This is a genomic window from Streptomyces sp. NPDC006339 (assembly GCF_040612775.1).
GTDB lineage: Bacteria > Actinomycetota > Actinomycetes > Streptomycetales > Streptomycetaceae > Streptomyces.
Map to the genome: position 1 here is coordinate 168,512 of NZ_JBEXQW010000005.1, position 16,561 is coordinate 185,072.

The 16,561-nt window shown below is 74.5% G+C and carries 17 protein-coding genes; 9 read left to right on the top strand and 8 right to left on the bottom strand.

All coding sequences use genetic code 11. From position 1 onward, the window contains the following. Together ABZ135_RS05925 and ABZ135_RS05930 are read right to left on the bottom strand one after the other, a co-directional pair. Positions 1-651 (bottom strand): vitamin K epoxide reductase family protein, encoded by a 651-nt coding sequence (locus ABZ135_RS05925; RefSeq protein ID WP_356692200.1) that lies wholly within the window; start codon positions 649-651, stop codon positions 1-3. A 19-nt stretch (positions 652-670) separates the two neighbouring features. Beyond that, positions 671-1,174, bottom strand: a complete 504-nt coding sequence (locus ABZ135_RS05930; RefSeq protein ID WP_356692202.1) for a DUF5949 family protein — start codon at positions 1,172-1,174, stop codon at positions 671-673. 149 nt (positions 1,175-1,323) lie between these two features. Here ABZ135_RS05930 and ABZ135_RS05935 point away from each other — a divergent pair, with 149 nt between their 5' ends. Next, on the top strand, positions 1,324-1,734 hold the full coding sequence (locus ABZ135_RS05935) for a tyrosinase family oxidase copper chaperone (protein ID WP_356692204.1): 411 nt from the start codon (positions 1,324-1,326) through the stop codon (positions 1,732-1,734). Beyond that, a complete protein-coding gene (locus tag ABZ135_RS05940) occupies positions 1,718-2,584 on the top strand; it encodes a tyrosinase family protein (RefSeq protein WP_356692206.1) in 867 nt (288 codons plus the stop codon). Before ABZ135_RS05935 ends, ABZ135_RS05940 begins: the two co-directional genes overlap by 17 nt. Before the next feature lie 110 nt (positions 2,585-2,694). Here the strand turns inward: ABZ135_RS05940 and ABZ135_RS05945 are convergent, their stop codons facing one another. From ABZ135_RS05945 to ABZ135_RS05970, 6 genes are all read right to left on the bottom strand, one after another. Continuing rightward, entirely contained in the window at positions 2,695-2,973 is a 279-nt protein-coding gene (locus ABZ135_RS05945) for a chaplin (protein WP_356692208.1), read from the bottom strand. Between the two features lie 351 nt (positions 2,974-3,324). After that, positions 3,325-3,825 (bottom strand): hypothetical protein, encoded by a 501-nt coding sequence (locus ABZ135_RS05950; protein ID WP_356692210.1) that lies wholly within the window; start codon positions 3,823-3,825, stop codon positions 3,325-3,327. Positions 3,826-3,939: 114 nt separating this feature from the next. Further along, the gene (locus tag ABZ135_RS05955) at positions 3,940-4,929 is read right to left on the bottom strand and encodes an LPXTG cell wall anchor domain-containing protein (RefSeq protein WP_356692212.1); all 990 of its coding nucleotides are present in this window, start codon (positions 4,927-4,929) and stop codon (positions 3,940-3,942) included. A 241-nt stretch (positions 4,930-5,170) separates the two neighbouring features. Next, positions 5,171-5,449: a hypothetical protein gene (locus ABZ135_RS05960; RefSeq protein ID WP_356692214.1), complete on the bottom strand. Its 279-nt coding sequence runs from the start codon at positions 5,447-5,449 to the stop codon at positions 5,171-5,173. A 256-nt stretch (positions 5,450-5,705) separates the two neighbouring features. Next, positions 5,706-6,296 (bottom strand): hypothetical protein, encoded by a 591-nt coding sequence (locus ABZ135_RS05965; RefSeq protein WP_356692216.1) that lies wholly within the window; start codon positions 6,294-6,296, stop codon positions 5,706-5,708. 296 nt (positions 6,297-6,592) lie between these two features. Further along, a complete protein-coding gene (locus ABZ135_RS05970) occupies positions 6,593-6,832 on the bottom strand; it encodes a chaplin (RefSeq protein WP_356692218.1) in 240 nt (79 codons plus the stop codon). Positions 6,833-7,265: 433 nt separating this feature from the next. Between ABZ135_RS05970 and ABZ135_RS05975 the strand changes: the two genes are divergently transcribed. The 7 genes from ABZ135_RS05975 (at position 7,266) to ABZ135_RS06005 (ending at position 16,553) form a co-directional block, all read left to right on the top strand. After that, entirely contained in the window at positions 7,266-7,451 is a 186-nt protein-coding gene (locus ABZ135_RS05975) for a hypothetical protein (protein ID WP_356692220.1), read from the top strand. Then, the gene (locus ABZ135_RS05980) at positions 7,420-8,580 is read left to right on the top strand and encodes a glycosyltransferase (RefSeq protein ID WP_356692222.1); all 1,161 of its coding nucleotides are present in this window, start codon (positions 7,420-7,422) and stop codon (positions 8,578-8,580) included. The genes ABZ135_RS05975 and ABZ135_RS05980 overlap by 32 nt, the downstream gene beginning before the upstream one ends. Beyond that, positions 8,577-10,028, top strand: a complete 1,452-nt coding sequence (locus tag ABZ135_RS05985) for a sugar transferase (RefSeq protein WP_356692224.1) — start codon at positions 8,577-8,579, stop codon at positions 10,026-10,028. Before ABZ135_RS05980 ends, ABZ135_RS05985 begins: the two co-directional genes overlap by 4 nt. 2 nt (positions 10,029-10,030) lie before the next feature. Further along, positions 10,031-11,428 carry an O-antigen ligase family protein gene (locus ABZ135_RS05990; protein WP_356692226.1) on the top strand — a complete coding sequence of 466 codons (1,398 nt, stop codon included), beginning with the start codon at positions 10,031-10,033 and terminating at the stop codon, positions 11,426-11,428. Positions 11,429-12,824: 1,396 nt separating this feature from the next. Then, on the top strand, positions 12,825-14,459 hold the full coding sequence (locus ABZ135_RS05995) for a lipid II flippase MurJ (protein WP_356692330.1): 1,635 nt from the start codon (positions 12,825-12,827) through the stop codon (positions 14,457-14,459). Further along, positions 14,374-15,156, top strand: a complete 783-nt coding sequence (locus tag ABZ135_RS06000) for a polysaccharide deacetylase family protein (protein ID WP_356692228.1) — start codon at positions 14,374-14,376, stop codon at positions 15,154-15,156. Before ABZ135_RS05995 ends, ABZ135_RS06000 begins: the two co-directional genes overlap by 86 nt. 206 nt (positions 15,157-15,362) lie before the next feature. After that, positions 15,363-16,553 carry a glycosyltransferase gene (locus ABZ135_RS06005; RefSeq protein ID WP_356692332.1) on the top strand — a complete coding sequence of 397 codons (1,191 nt, stop codon included), beginning with the start codon at positions 15,363-15,365 and terminating at the stop codon, positions 16,551-16,553. The last annotated feature ends 8 nt before the right edge of the window (positions 16,554-16,561 follow it).

A 16,561-nucleotide genomic window follows, 5' to 3' on the forward strand; every position in this document is an offset into this window, starting at 1 on the left:
TCAGCCGGTCCAGAACTCCCACCAGCGGGTCAGGATCAGCATGCCGATGATCCCGATGTGCAGCACCGGCAGCGCGAAGGTGAAGTCGCCCAGGAAGCTCTTCACAGCGGCGGGCGCGGGCAGCACCCCCGCGCGCACGTTGTGCGCGGTGACGTACCAGAACATGACGATCGTGGCGCACCAGGCCAGACAGCACCACAGGCACAGCGAGTTGATCTCGTACAGCGACTGCTGCATCAGCCACGTGCAGAAGCCCACGCCGAACAGCATCCCGGCGTTGAGCCCGAGCCAGAACCAGCCCCGGTAGCGGGCGCCGGCCAGCAGCCCGACGCCCACCGCGACGACGGCGGCGTACGTGACGAGACCGAGCAGCGGGTTCGGGAAGCCGAACACCGCCGCCTGCTCGCTCTTCATGATGTTGCCGCAGGAGACGACCGGGTTCAGGCTGCACCCCGGCTGGAACCCCGGGTCCTCGGCCAGCTTGATCTTGTCGATCGTGATGACCCAGCCGGCCAGCACACCGGCCGCGCCCGTCACGACGAGCATCCAGGCGAAGGCCCGGCTCGCGCCGATCCCCGCTCCGCCCGCGTGTCCGGCCTCCCGCTGCCGCCGTCCGTCCGGCACTCCGCCCCGTACGTTGACCGCCGTCATGAGGTCGCCCCCTGTCCGCTCAGCCCTGGATCCGGCTGACCGGCACGGCGATGTGCGCCGCGTTCTTCACGACCTCGTCGGAGGTGATGAACGCCTGCAGGCGGTCCTCGGGGACCGGCACGCCCGGCTGCCCGTCCGGCCACGGCACGACCGGGACCATCAGAATGGCGTGCCCGTTCTCGTAGGCCGCCGCCTGCCACTCCGCCGACACCGGGCACTGCGCGTTCGTGAACGGCAGCGTCAGCACCGCCCGCTCCGCCTCGACGAGCAGGTGCGCGCCGATCCCGCGGTCCTGGCCGGCGTCGACGACGGTGCCGCCGATCGGCACGCCCATGCCCTCCAGGGTCTGCCGGAGCTCCGCCTCGCCGGCCTCGGGGCCGTGCAGACCGTCCCCGATCGAATACACCATCAGAAAGGGAGTGGCGGGCATGTCGTCGGTGGGCCCGAGGATCCACGAGATGGCGGTGAGCGTTCCCATCGAATGGGCGCTGTGGGCCAGGGACGCGGCGTTGGAAGTGGTCATGAATCCGGATGCTAGGCGACGAATGCGGGACACCCTTCACCGTATTCACTCATTCGGCCGACATTCCGTCCCGTGGCGATTTCGGCGCAACGAACCGGCCTTTTCCTCGTTGTGCCCAGAGGGCATCCGTCGACGACAGGAGATCGCTCATGATCGTCCCGCGCCGCGCGGCCTTGCGGTCCCTTTTCGCGTTGGCCGTGACCGCCTTCACGGGCGGCGCCCTCGCCCGGATCGCCGGCACGCCACCGTCCGGCCGCGAGCCCGTCGACCCCGCGGCCTTCGACCCGGCGGCCTTCGACGAGATGTACGCGGGCCGGCACATCCAGGGCCGTACGGGACCGTCCGGCGCACCCGTGGTCCTCGTCGACGGCCGGCCGCTGCATCTGATGCGCTGCGCCGACGGCGGCTACGTCAGCCCGCTCGACCACTACGAGTCGTGCCCCACACCGCTGGCGGCCACCCGCGCCGCCGTGGACGCGGCGGGGCCCGCCCCGCTGACCCGTTACGCCGCCGTCCACGGCGCCCACCCGGGAGGGAGCCCCCGTGGCGTACACGCGTAAGAACCAGCGCGATCTCACGAGCGCCGAGCGGAAGCGCTTCGTTTCCGCCGTCCTCGAACTCAAGCGGACGGGGAAGTACGACGACTTCGTCCGCACCCACATCGACCACTACGTCGCCGACGGCGAGGGCAAGCTGCGGGTGGCGCACATGTGCCCGAGCTTCCTGCCCTGGCACCGCAAGTTCCTGCTGGAGTTCGAGCGGGCCCTGCGGGTGATCGACCCGTCCGTGACCGTGCCGTACTGGGACTGGACCCGGGACAACACCCCGGCGGCCTCCCTGTGGAGCGAGGACTTCCTCGGCGGCAACGGCCGGCGCGGCGACCTCCAGGTCATGACCGGGCCCTTCGCCTACGCGGGCGGCCGGTGGACCGTCCGGCACGGCATGACGGAACAGCGCTTCCTCAGCCGGGACTTCGGCCGTCCGCGCGATCCGATCACGCTGCCGACGGCCGCCGAGGTGGAGGAGGTGCTGCGGGAGCGGGTCTACGACACGGCGCCCTGGAACTCCACCAGCCGCTCCGGCTTCCGCAACCGGCTCGAGGGCTGGGCGCAGGGCACGGGCAACGACCGCTTCCGCGTGCACAACCGGGTGCACCGCTGGGTCGGCGGGCTGATGCTGGGCGGCGCCTCGGTCAACGACCCGGTGTTCTGGCTGCACCACGCCTTCGTCGACCTGCTGTGGTCGCGCTGGCAGGCCCGCAATCCCGGGGCCGGCTATCTGCCGAAGGACCCGCCGCCGCTGGGCGACCCGCAGTACCGCAAGGTGGCCGCGCTGCACGAGCGGATGGGCCCGTGGAACGTGACGCCGGCGGATCTCCTCGACCACAGCACGATCTACCGGTACGCGTAGGGCGCGTGCCCCGACGAGGGCGCGCGCCCGGGCGAGAGCGCCCTCACATGAAGCGTCCCCCCGGCCCGTGCGGGCCGGGGGGACGCTTCGTGCTGCGGGGAGGCGGAGGGTCAGCCGCCGTAGCCGCCGTCACGGTGGTGGTCGCCACCGTCGACGTTCGCGCACTGGTTGCCGAAGGCCGGGTTGATCAGGCCGATGATGTTGACGGTGTTGCCGCAGAGGTTGATCGGCACGTGGACCGGCACCTGCACGACGTTGCCGGAGGCGACACCGGGCGAGTGGGCGGCGACGGCCTCGGCGCCCGAGTCGGCGACGGCCATGCCGGCTCCGCTGAGGGCAACGGCACCGGTGCCGGCGATGACAGCGGCAGCCTTCGCGATGCGAGACATCAGGAACTCCTTGAACGTGGAAAGCGACCGCGAGAATCACGGTCACGTATGCCTTTCAACGGCGGAATGTCATACAGGTCACGGCCATTGCGCCGAACGGGAATGAACCGAACAGCAGCGCGACGCGACGAACAGGCGCCGACGGGACGGGCAAGCGAAAGGGATGGCCCGCGGACCACCGTCCACCCGCCGCCGGATACGACGGAGCGAACGGTGATCCGTGGGCCGCGGCCATGCGACAAGCCTTCCGGTGCAACGAGCCGTGACCCCTCGGGTGGCGGGAAGAATCGTGTCTTCACCCGCCGGGACATCGGTCGTACAAACAGACCGTCGTGGCGGGACGCGCCCGGCCTAGGACGGCGCGAGGCCCAACTGGGGGTCGAGGGCGCCGTTCAGCGCGGGGGTGAGGACGCCGACCTGCGGGACACCGAGCTCCGGCATCCCCAGGGGCGCGCCGTGGGGGTCGGCCACCGGGTTGCCGACGACGGCGCCGGGGGTGACGGCCTTCATCTCGGAGCGCGGGCTGGTGAGCGCGGCGGTGCCGGGCTCGCTGTCCCTGAGGACCTCGGGCAGCGGGGCCGCGATGTCGGTCTCCGACAGGGTGCTGCTGAGCGGGATACGGGGCAGGGTGAGGTCCGGCAGGCCGCCGGTGCCCTCGTGGAAGCCGGTGGGCGCGCCGGGGATGGGGGTGGGGACGCCCGTGGCGACGGAGGGGGCGTCCATCGGGAGCACCGGCTCGAGGCCCTGGAGCGGCACGATGACGGGCGCGTCGGCGGTGGCGGGGGACGCCAGGGCGGCGGACGCGAAGGCGGCGGCGAGCAGGCCCAGGCCGGCGTGAGATCGCAGATTCATGTCCTGCAAACGAGTTGTGGGGGTGTTTCGTGACGGGATTCCCCTGAGTGCAGCAACACCGGGCCCCCACCGGTGAGGGCGGGGGCCCGGGTTGACGTGGCGTCAGTGGGGCGGTCAGTGCCGGCCGCGGACCAGTCGGCCGCCGCGCAGGTACATCACGCCACCGCCAATGAGGAGCGCGGCGCTGATCGCGGCGGCTCCCATGAGGGCGGCGGAGTCGCCGCCGGTGTCGGGGAGGTGGGGGTGCTCACCGGGGTGGCTGGGGTTACCGGGGTGAGTGGGGTTGCCGGGCGGGGTGGTGCTGCCGGGCGGGGTGGTGCTGCCGGGCGGGGTGGTGCCTCCGGGCCCCTCGCAGCCGGGACCGTTCTCGTCGCCCTCGCAGCCCGGCTCGTCGGGCTTGGTGGGCGGGGTCGACGTCGTCGGGGGCTTCGTGGGCGGCTTCGTGGGCTCGCAGTCCGGTCCCGTGCCGCCGTTCTCGCAGTCCGGCTCGTCCGGGTGCGTGGGCGGGGTCGACGTCGTCGGGGGCTTCGTCGGCGGCTTCGTGGGCGGCTTCGTCGGCTCGCAGTGCGGACCCGACCCGCCGTTCTCGCAGTCCGGCTCGTCCGGATGCGTCGGCGGAGTCGATGTCGTCGGGGGCTTCGTCGGCGGCTTCGTGGGCGGCTTCGTCGGCTCGCAGTGCGGACCCGACCCGCCGTTCTCACAGTCCGGCTCGTCCGGATGCGTCGGCGGAGTCGACGTCGTCGGCGGCTTCGTCGGCTTCGTCGGCGGCTTCGTCGGGTGGCCGGGCGGTGTGTGGTCCGGCGGGGTCGACGAGTGACCGTCGGGCTCGTCGCCGTATCCGTCGGGCTCGTCGCCGTCCTCGTCGCCGGCGGGCTGGGGCGCCGGCCGGCAGTGGCCGCCGAGCACCGCGGCGATCAGGTCCCCCAGGTTCGCGTGGTCGCAGACGTCACCCGGGGGCACCGGCGCGTGCTGGCCGCTGTCGGGGCCGGGGGAATCGCCCGTGGCGGCCGCCGTGTTCGCGGTGAGGGCGAAGCCGCCGGTCAGCGACAGAAGACCGGTCGCCGCCGCGGTGGTGAGCAATTTCCTGCTGATGATGGATCGCATACCGCTCTTCCTCTGGGACAGGGAGAAACCGGCGAGGATCCCCCCTCACTCCGTCCGGCCGTTCCCGCGCCGTCCGACTGCGTGGGAATGGCGTGAGCGTAGGGACGCGAGTGGTGCCCGGATCGAGGCCACACGGCGGACAATCCGAAAATCATTCAATCGGAGTCAGCAGAGCCCAAAAGTGTGGCCCTGGCACGGAAGGTCGCCAGGGCCTTGCACAGCGGAGACGTCGAAATACCCGTCAGCCGCCCAGCGGTCCGGCGCCCAGCGGCAGGCCGCCGAGCAGCGAGGCGCCGGCGCCGTCCTGGTTCAGCGCGGTCGCGGTGTCGGTGACGGTCTTGACCGGGGAGCCTTCCGTGGTGCTGCTGAGCGCTTCCGTCGTGAGCCCGCTGCCGGTGAGCGAGCCGAGGCCACCGTCCAGGCTGGTGGGCACCATCGACTCCGCGGCCATCGCGGGCGCGGCGACGCCCAGGGCCATCACAGAACCGGCGACGGCCGCGGCGACCTTGGTGGGCTTCATGAGGAGAGTCCTTCCTTTTGCGTGCAAGTCGCTTGCCGTACAGGCGTCTTGGACGATTCCTGTACGCCGTTACGCCCTCTGTAACGAGGCGTACGCCGCCCGGAAACTCCGGCGGCGGGGATTTCTCGACACTGCACCCGAACGATGAGTGCCGGTGCTATTTCCCGATCGGATGCCCGGAAGGACGGGGGAAAGGGCCGTGCCCGCCCAGGAGACCTGGACGGGCACGGCCCTGATGCGCACCGCTCGCGCGCCGCTAGCGGACCGGCGGCACCGCCGGCTTGACCGGCAGTTCCGGCAGCTCCGGCAGCTCCGGGGCCGCCGGCTTGGCCGGCAGCTCCGGGGCCTGCGGCAGCTTCGGCGGAGTGTCCGCCGGCAGCGGGACCGCCGGCTGGGACACGCCCGTCAGGCCGGGCAGCTCGGGCTTCGGCAGCCCGCCCGCGCCCAGGGTGGCCGTCACCAGGTCGACCAGCGAGGTGAGGGTGCCGGTGACCGTGCCGACGACATCGGCCGGATTGAGCGAGGTGACGGCGGCGAGCAGGTCCGCCACCGCCTTCTGGACGAGCGCCAGCGTGTCACCGATCAGATCGGCGGGCGCGGCCGGCACGGCACTCGGCACCGCGGGCTTCGAGGCCCCCGGGGTCGCGGCCTCGGCCGCGTCGACGGCGGCCTGGATCCTCGCCCGGAGCGCCTCGGTGTCGGCGTCGGAGAGGGGGGCTCGGGAGCCGGCGTGGGGAGCCGGGCGGGACGGGTGGTGTTCGTCGGCGAAGGCGGTTCCCGCCGTGCCGAGGCTGAGGGCGGCGGTTATCGCCAGGGCGGTGAGGCGGCGTGAGACCAGGGGACGCATATGTGTTCCTTTTCCTTATGCGTCGGACAACATCTCGGCCACCGTGCCTGCGGCCATAGCGCTCCGCAACCGCAGAACTACTGAGCGCCACGCCTCCGTTCGAGTGAATTCACCCTCCTGACCTGCTCCTCCCGGGGGCGTGCGCCGTTGCACCCGACGGCGCACGGGCGTGCGCCGAACGAGACATCGGATGCCAAGGGGGCGACGAGACGGTGAGCAGACGGCGAAAGGCCGGTGCGCCACCCCGTCAGGGGCGGCGCACCGGCCTCGGAGGGACCACGGTCCCGCGTGCGAGATCAGGCGTTGACGCAGGTGTTGCCGAACGCCGGGTTCAGGGCGCCGATCACGTTCACGGTGTTGCCGCAGACGTTGATCGGGATGTGGACGGGGACCTGGACCAGGTTGCCGGACAGGACACCCGGGGAGTGCACGGCCGCGCCGTGGGCACCGGCATCGGCGGCGGCGACACCGGCGGCGCCGGCGACAGTGGCGGCGGCACCGACGGAGAGGGCGACAGCCTTCGCGATACGGGACATGGAGAACGTCTCCTCGATCGATTTGCTACTCGGACGGCGCGGACGGTTTCGCCCGGCTCCTTCATCAACGCCGCCGCTATTCATCGGTTGCTCTCCCGAACGGGTGACGTTCAACCGATCTTTGGGCCATAAGAGCGTCATTCGAGTGACTGGCCCGAGAATGGCGCAACACGCTCAACGAGGAACCTGCCACGCGGATACGGAAGTTAGGGTTTCCGGGCATCTCATGCTTACTATCGCCCGGCTCGGGGGTTATAACGGTCCCGAACGTTGCTTCCGGCCCCCTCGCGCGTTCATCCATTTCGCGCGGACGACACCCACCTCTCTCCCGGTCTTCACGGGTCTTCCCTTCCTTCTCTCATCAAAGCGGAGAACCTGTATGCGGAATTCAGTGGTTCATGCCGTACATCGGGGCCTGGTGGCGGACGACGTGATGAACTCCAGCATCACGGAACCGGGGGCACGTCGGACGGAACGGCTGCCCGCCCGTCGCAACACCCTGGAGTACGACTTCGACGTCTTCGATCTGCGGGGGGCGCTGCGCCATGGGGCCGATCGTTTCCACATCCGCCTCGAGAACCGGAAGGATGCCGTCCGGCGGGCGGAGGGCCGGAGCTGACGTGCGCCCGCACGCGCGCCCGGACGTCCTGCACGCCGTGCAGCCCGGTGACGGCGGGGTCGCCCGGGTCGTCACCGACCTGGTCCGCGGTCAGCTCGCCGCGGGGCTGTGGGTGGCCGTGGCCTGCCCGCCCGGCACCGAGCTCGCCGCGGCGGTACGGGCCGAGGGCGCCGACACGTACGACTGGCGGGCCGGCCGCGAACCCGGCCCGCGCCTGGTCCGGGAGACCCGCGAGCTCGCCCGGCTGATCCGTACCGCGGAGCCCGCGCTGGTCCACGCGCACAGCGCGAAGGCGGGCCTGTGCGCCCGGCTGGCCCTGCGCGGACGGGTGCCGACGGTGTATCAGCCGCACGCCTGGTCCTTCGAGGCGGTCGAGGGCACGACCGCGGCGCTCGCCGTGCGCTGGGAGCGCTGGGCCGCCCGCTGGACGGCCACGACCGTGTGCGTCAGCGAGGCCGAGCGGCACACCGGCGAGGCGGCCGGCGTGCGGGCGCGCTGGTCGGTGATCCACAACGGTGTGGACACGGACCGGTTCACGCCCGCGGACGGGTGGGACCGGGAACCCGGCGGGCCCCTCGTCGTGTGCGTCGGGCGGCTGTGCCGGCAGAAGGGGCAGGACGTGCTCCTGGCCGCCTGGCCCGAGGTGCTCGCGCGGGTGCCGGAGGCCCGGCTCGTCCTCGTCGGGGACGGACCCGACGCGGAGCGGCTGCGGGCCGCCGCGCCGCCCTCGGTGCGGTTCACCGGGTCCGTCGCCGATCCCGCGCCCTGGTACCGGGCCGCCGACGTCGTCGTGCTGCCCTCCCGCTGGGAGGGCATGGCGCTCGCGCCGCTGGAGGCCATGGCGACCGGGCGGCCGGTGGTGGTCGGCGACGTGGACGGGGCCCGGGAGAGCCTGCCGCCCGGCCACCGGGAGCTGTGTCTGGTCCCGCCCGAGGACCCCGGGGCGCTCGCCGCGGCGCTCGGCCGCCTTCTGGGCCGGCCCGAACTGCGGCACTCGCTGGGCCGGGAGGCCCGCGAGCACGTACTCAGCAGATTCGATGTGCGGCGCACCGGCGCGGCCTTCGCGGAGCTCTACCGCGAACTGGCCGGAGTGCGGTGCACGGAGCACAGAGAGCCGATCGCACAGTGACTACGGAAAGCACCAGCGTCCCTCCGTCGCCGGGTTCCTGGCCCTCCGCGGGCCACGTTCCCGGACGCACCTCCCTCGCGCCGCCGCGCGGCGCCACCGACCGCCTCGCGCTGCCGCCACGCCGGCGGCCGGCCCGGGGACGGCCGGCCGCCGCCCCCCTGGTCGCGGCCGACGTGCTCGCCGTCCTGCTCGCGGTCTGCCTGCTGTCCGCAGCGCACCGCCGCTGGGAGCTGGGCCTGTGCGTCGTCGCCCTCGTCGTGCTGCTCGACGGCCGGGCCGGGCTCTACCGGCCGGTGGTCGTGCTCACCGGGGTCCTGGACGACCTGCCCGCGCTGGCCGCCCGCGCCGGCGTCGCCTGGTGCGTGACCGCCGCCGCGGTCGCCGCGTACGCCCCGGGGCTCGCGCTCGGACCGCTGCGGCTGTCCGCCGCGTACGGCGCGCACGTGGGGGCCGTGGCCGTGCTGCGCGGACTCGTGCACGCGCGCAGGCGGCGGTCGGCGCGGGCGCATCCGCGGTCGGCGCTGGTGGTGGGCGGGCCGGGCCCGGCGCAGCGGTTCGCCGCCGCACTGGCCCAGCACCCCGAGTACGGCATCCGGCCGGTCGGCATCGTCGGGGCGCGCGCGGACGACGGACGTCCGGACGACGGGCCGGGGCTCCCGGTGCTCACCACGACCGAGGAGATCCACCGGGCCGTCATCCAGAACACGGTCCGCGACGCGGTCTTCCTGACCGACGACGACGGGCTGGTGACGCTGTTCCAGCAGTACGGGTGCACCACCTGGCGGATCGGCGGCGGCCCGGACGGGGCGGCGATGGGCGACCACCTGTGGGGCTACGCCTGCCGGCGTCTGGTGCCGGCCGGCGAGCGGCGCGGCATCACCGCGAAGCGGGTCCTGGACGTGGCCCTCGCGGCACCCGCGCTCGCGTGCGCGCTGCCGGTGCTGCTGGTCTGCGCGCTGGCGGTGCGGATCGCGGACGGGCCCGGGGTGCTGTTCCGGCAGGAGCGGGTGGGGCAGAACGGCCGCCTGTTCACGCTGCTGAAGTTCCGTACGCTGCGGCCGGCCGACGAGACGGAGTCGGCGACCCGGTGGAGCGTGGCCGACGACCACCGGATGAGCGCGGTCGGGCATTTCCTGCGGAAGACCTCGCTGGACGAGCTGCCGCAGCTCTGGAACGTGCTGCGCGGCGACATGAGCCTGGTCGGCCCGCGGCCCGAACGGCCGTATTTCGTCGCGCAGTTCAGCCGGGTCCACGCCGGTTACGCGGCACGGCACCGGATGCCGGTGGGGCTGACCGGGCTCGCCCAGGTGCACGGTCTGCGCGGGGACACCTCGATCGAGGACCGCTGCCGCTTCGACAACCACTACATCGACCACTGGTCGCTCTGGCAGGACGTCTGCATCCTGCTGCGCACGGCGGCCGGTCTCGTGCGACCGACGGGAAGCTGAGGATGGCGACGGCCGTGACGGCGACCGTGCCGGGGCCGGACACCGGCCCCGGCGCACGGGAACGCGACATAGGGCCGCACGGCGTACGCCGGGACGGCTTGCGGCGGTACGGCTTGCGGCAGGACGTACGGGACGCGGCGCGCAGGGCCGGGGCGCTGTCCCCGGTCCTCGCCGTGATCGCGCTGCTCCTGGTGCCGGGCGGCGGCGGGGGCGCGGAGGGCGGCACGGGCGGTACGGGAACGGTCGCCGACGCCGCGTCAGGGCTGCTGGTGCTGGTGTGTCTGGTGCGGGTGCTGCGCAGCGGTGCCCGGCCGCTGACCCGGGCGGCGGCCGTCGTGCTCGGCCTGCCCGTGCTCGGTATCTGCCTGGCCGCCATCACCTCCCACGACCCGGGCGCCAGCCTCCCGGGAGTCGCCCGCTATCTCCAGGTCTTCGTGCTCGTGCCCGCGGCCGTGCTCCTGACGGTCCGCGACCGGCGGGACTTCGCGGTGGTCGCGTGGGCGCTGGTCGGCCTCGCGCTGCTCCAGGGCGCGGTGGGCGTGGTGCAGTACCTGACCGGCACCGGTGCGTCGTACCAGGGCGAGGACGTCCGGGCGGTCGGCACGTTCGGGGCGACCGATGTGATGGGCATGGCGACGGTGGTCTCGTACGGGGTGGTCGTCAGCGTCGCCCTGGCCCTCGGCGGGCGGCCCGGACGGGCCCGGACGGCGGCGCTGGTCTGCGCGGGACTCCTCTTCTTTCCGCTGGTCCTCTCCTTCAGCCGGGGCGCGTGGATCGCGACGGTCCTGGCGTGCGGGATCCTGCTGCTCCTCTCGGGGCTACGGCGGGCCGGACGGGTCGCGCTCGCCGTCGGGGCGCTCGCGGTGGTCCTCGTCGGCGGTCTCGGCATCGGCTCGGCGATGGTGAAGGACCGCGTCGCCAGCATCACGCAGGTCACGGCCGCGCCCGACCAGTCGGTCACCGACCGGTACACGATGTGGGCGGCGGCGGGCCGGATGTGGCGCGCGGAGCCGCTGACCGGCGTGGGCCTCAAGGGCTTCCCCGCGTACCGCGACTCCAACGCCTCCCTCGCGCTGTCCTCCGGCAGCGACACGGCCGGCGCCGGCGCGGGCTTCGCCCGGCAGCCGCTGCTGTCCCCGCACAACATGTACCTGCTCGTGCTGAGCGAACAGGGCCTGATCGGCCTGCTCGCCCTCGCCGGTAGCTGGCTGGCCCTGCTGCTCGCGGCCTTCCGCCGGCGCCGGCTCGGCGCGGACTGCGCGCTGGTCGCGATCGGCCTGCTGTCCTGGCAGTTGATCGACTTCGTCTACGCCGACATCGGCGGCCCCTCGACGGTCCTGACCTCCGTCGTCCTCGGCCTGGCGGCCTGGTGGTCGCTCACGGAGGTGCCCCGTGCGTGACCCCTGGGCCACCCCCCAGAACCCCCCGGACCCACCCGCCACCCGCCCGACACCGACCGGGGGCGGCGGCGGGGAGTGGGTGCGGGGTGTGGAGGGCGGAGGACGGCGGGCGCCGGACGGGGACGGCGCCGGTGGGTGGGCGCCCGACGGGGGCGGGCCCGGGTCGTGGGCTGCGGACGAGGGCGGCGCCGGTGGGTGGGCGCCCGACGGGGGCGGGCCGGGGTCCTGGGCTGCCGACGAGGGCGGCGCCGGTGGGTGGGCGCCCGACGGGGGCGGGCCCGGGCCATGGGATCCCGCCGGGGGCGGCTCCGGGCGGCGGGATCCCGACGCGAACAGCACCGGACGGTCGGCTGCTGACGCCGACGGCACCGGGCCGTGGGCTGTCGACGAGGGCGGCGGCGGAGGCTGGGCCGCCGACCGGAGTGGCTCGGGACGGCGGGCGCCTGACGCGGGCGGCTCCGGACGGTCGGCCGCCGACTGGGCTAGCGCCGGGGGCGGCACCGGGCCGTGGGCTGCCGACGCGGGCGACACCGACCGGTGGGCGCCCGACGCCGACGGCTCCGAGCCATGGGCGCATGAAGCTGGCGGCTCCAACCTGTGGGCTGCCGACACGGACGGCTCCGACCGCTGGGCGCCCGACGGGACCGGCATCGGAGGCTGGGCACCCGACGCCGACGGCACCGAGCCGTGGGCTGCCGACACGGGCGACACCGACCGTTGGGCGCCCGACGCCCACGGCCCCGGGCCGTGGGCGCATGAGGCCGGCGGCTCCGACCGGTGGGCCGCCGACCCGAGCGGCCCCGGCCACTGGGCGCCCGACACGGGCGACACCGACCGGTGGGCGGCCGACCCGAGCGGCCCCGACCGCTGGGCGCCCGGCGCCGACCGGTCCGGGGCGTGGGCGTCGATCGCCGGTGACTCGCTCTGCGGGCTGGCGCCGGGCGGTGGTACGCAGCCGTCCGCGTCGGCGGCGGTGCGGGGCGCCGACACGGTGGCCGATCCGTGGGCGGCGCACTCGACGGTGGCTGCCGTGGACGCGCTCTGCGGGCTGGCGCCGGACGACGGCGCGCAGCCGTCCGCGACGGCGGCGGCGGTGAGGGGCGCCGACGCGGTGGCCGATCCGTGGGCGGCCCACTCGACCGTGGCCGCCGTGGACGCGCTGTGCGGGCTGCCGCCGTACCGGCGGGGTGAGCGGGTGCGGGCCGGGGTCGGGCATCGGGTGCCGGTGCTCGGCGGTGGGGCGATCATCGGGCACTCCGTGCCGGGTGAGGTCCGCGCGCCGTTGCTCGGCGGGCGGCCGCTGGGGCACGGCGCACGCCCCGTCCCGGCCGACCCGCCCGCACCCGCGGCCGCCCCCGCGCGGGCCCGGCACGCGCGCCGGCCGTCGGGGCGGTTCCTGCTGCGCGCCGCGGTCGTGACGGCGGCGCTCACCGCCGTGGGGGCCGTGCTCGGGCTCGTACGGGACCAGATCCTGGCCGGGTACTTCGGCGCCGGCGCCGAGACCGACGCGTTCCTGGTGGCGTGGACGGTGCCCGAGTTCGCGTCCACGCTGCTCATCGAGGACGCGATGGCGCTGATCCTCGTGCCGGCGTTCGCGCGGGCGCTGGCCCGCCGCGTCGGCGCCCGGTCCGGGGACCCGGTCCGTGCCCTCGTACGGGCCACGCTGCCCCGGCTCGTGCTCTCCGTCGCCGCCGTCTGCGTCCTCCTCGTCCTCTTCGCCCCCTTCCTGGTCGCCGTGCTCGCGCCCGGTCTGCCCGACCCGCGCCTCGCCGTGGACTGCACCCGCCTCACGGCCACGTGCGTGCTGTCGTTCGCGCTCGCCGGGTACTGCTCGGCGGCGCTGCGCGCGCACGGCTCGTTCCTGCCGCCGGCCGCGATCTACGTGGCGTACAACGTCGGCATCATCGGGACGATCCTCGTCCTGCGGGAGCCGTTCGGCGTGCGGTCCGCCGCCGCCGGGGTGGCCGTCGGCGCGGTCCTGATGGTGCTGGTCCAGGCGCCCACGCTGCTGCGGAAACTGCGGAACCGGCCGGTCCGGACGGCCGGCGCTACGACCGCGGAGCCGGCCGCTCCGCCGCCGCCCGGCGAGACACGGCTCCTCGTCCTGGGGATGATCGCGCCGGTCGTCGTCTTCGCGCTGACCCGCCAGTCGCAGATCCTGATCGAACGGTTCCTCGCCTCACCGCTGCCGGCCGGCGCCATCTCGCATCTGAACTACGCGCAGAAGGTCGCGCAGATGCCGATGATCCTGTCGCTGATGCTGTGCACGGTCAGCTTCCCCGTCATCGCCCGCGCCCTCGCGGCCGGCGACACCGAGGAGGCCCGGCGCCGCGTGGAGCGGGACCTGCTGCTCGCGGCGGTCGTCGTGCTCGCCGGCGCGTCGACGGTGATCGCCGCCGCGCCGCAGATCGTCGGCATCCTGTTCCAGCGCGGCGCGTTCGACGCCGGCGACACGGCCGCGACCGCCGCCGTGATGCGGGTGTACGCGCTCGGCCTGCTGGGCCAGACGATGGTCGGCGCCCTCGTCCGCTGCTACTTCTCGGCGGCCCGCCCGCTCTGGTACCCGGCCCTCGCCATGGCCACCGGGCTCGCCGCCACCGCCGTCACCGGGGCGGTCGCCGCACCCCTGTGGGGCGCCGTCGGCATCGCCGGCGCCAACGCGCTCGGCATCACCCTGACCGCCGTGATGCTGCTCCGCGGCGCGCACCGCCAGTCCGTGCCGGTGGACGTCCGCCGGCTCGGCGAGGGCCTGTTGCGGCTGACCACCGCCGGGGCCTGGGCCACCGGCGCGGCCTGGCTGTGCGCGCTGTTCGTGGAACCGCCCGTGCTCTCCCTGGCCGTCGCCGCCCTGGTGGTCGGCGGCGTCTTCCTGCTGTTCGTCACGCGTGCCGCCAAGGCGCCAGAGATCCCGCCCCTGCCCCGCACTCCCCGCCGAAGGACCTCCCATGCCCGCTTCCGTGCTGCGTCGTCTGCTGCCGAAGCCTCCCCTGTGGGTGGCGATGTACCACTCGATCGCGGAGGCCCCCGATGACCCGTACAAGGTGACGGTCTCCCCCGTGCGCTTCGCCCGTCAGCTCCACTGGCTGGGCGACCGGGGGCTGCGCGGGGTGTCCGTGCGGGAGCTGCTCGCGGCCGCCGCCGAAGGGCGGGAACGCGGCCTGGTGGGGCTGACCTTCGACGACGGCTACGCGGACTTCCTGGAGTCGGCGGTGCCGCTGCTGCGCCGGCACGGGTTCACGGCGACCGTGTACGTGCTGCCGGGGCGTCTCGGCGGCGACAACGCGTGGGACGCGGACGGGCCGCGCAAACCGCTCCTGGACGAGGACGGCATCCGGCGGGCGGCCGCCGCGGGCATGGAGATCGGCTCGCACGGCCTGCGCCACGTGCCCCTCACGGACGCCGACGACGCCACCCTCGCCGCCGAGACCCGGCAGAGCCGGGAGCTGATCGAGGAGATCACCGGCGACCGGGTGGACGGCTTCTGCTACCCGTACGGGTCGGTCGACGCCCGGGTGGTCCGGGCCGTCCGCAAGGCCGGTTACGCGTACGCCTGCGCGATCGACCCGGGCCCGCTGTCCGGCACGTACGCCCTGCCCCGCGTCCACATCGGCGAGGAGGACACCTCGTGGCGGCTCACCGCCAAGCGGCTCCTGCATCCGCTGCGGCGCCGCCGCCCCGCCGATCTGGGCCCGCTGCGCGACGACCCGGCCCGGAGCGTCCTGTCATGACGCCGGACAGGGGGAGGGCGGCAGGGACGAGGACGGACGGGACGGCGACCCACGAAACGGCGACGGACGGCATGACGACAGACGAGGACCGGGCGACGGACGACGACCGGGCGACGGACGACCCGGCGACCGGCGCCACGGTGACGGACGGCACGGTGACGGACAAGACGGTGACGGACGAGACGGTCGCGGACGACGGGCCGGAGCTGAGGGTCCTGCACGTGATCACCGGGCTCGGCATCGGCGGCGCCGAGCAGCAGTTGCGGCTGCTGCTGCGTCACCTCCCCGTCCACAGCCGGGTGGTGACCCTCACCAACCCCGGCGCGGTCGCGGAGGGCATCGAGGCCGACGGAACCCCGGTCGTCCACCTCGGCATGACCGGCAACCGCGACGTGGGCGCGCTGCCCCGGCTCACCCGCCTCATCCGGCAGGGCCGTTACGACCTCGTGCACACGCACCTGTACCGGGCCTGCGTCTACGGCAGGCCCGCCGCCCGGCTCGCGGGGGTGCGGTCCGTCGTCGCGACCGAGCACTCCCTCGGCGAGGCCCAGATCGAGGGCCGGCCGCTGTCGGCGGGCACGAGGGCCCTCTACCTGGCGACCGAACGGCTCGGCACCGCCACCGTCGCCGTCTCGCCGAGCGTGGCGCGCCGGCTCGCCGACTGGGGCGTCGACCCGTCCCGTGTCCACGTCGTGCCGAACGGCATCGAGACCGACCGCTTCGCCTTCGACCCGCGCGCCCGCGCGACGACGAGAGCGGCGCTCGGCCTGCCCGCCGACGCGTTCGTGGTCGGCGGGGTGGGGCGGCTCGCGGCGGGCAAGCGCTTCGACCGGCTCGTACGGGCGGTGGCGGCGGTTCCCGACGCGTGGCTGCTGCTCGTCGGCGAGGGCGACCGGCGGGCGGAGCTGCTGCGGCTCGCCGAGGAGTGCGGAGCCTCCGGCCGGGTGCTGCTCCCGGGGGCGTTCCCGGATCCCCCGGCGCACCCGGCGGGCGGGCGGCCCGATCTGCCGTCGCTGCTGGCGGCGATGGACGTCTTCGTGTCCACCTCCCCCGACGAGGCATTCGGTCTCGCGATCGTCGAGGCGCTGGCGGCGGGCCTGCCGACGCTGTACGCGGCCTGCCCGGCGATCGACGACCTGCCGCCGGGCGCCGTTCCCTGCGCGCGCCGCATCGGGCCGTCCGTGCCCGAGCTGATCGGCGCGCTGCACGCGCTCCGCGCGGCACACGACGCCCGGCCCGACCGGCTGCCGCCGCCCGAGGCCGTCCGCCGCTACGACATCGCGCAGAGCGCCCGGCGGTTGCTGTCCCTCTACCGGCGGGCCGTCCACGGCCCGCACGTATCCGTGTCCCGTCCTCCGGCGCCCCGTCCACCCGCGACCCGACTTCCCGTGAAGTGAGAGCTGCA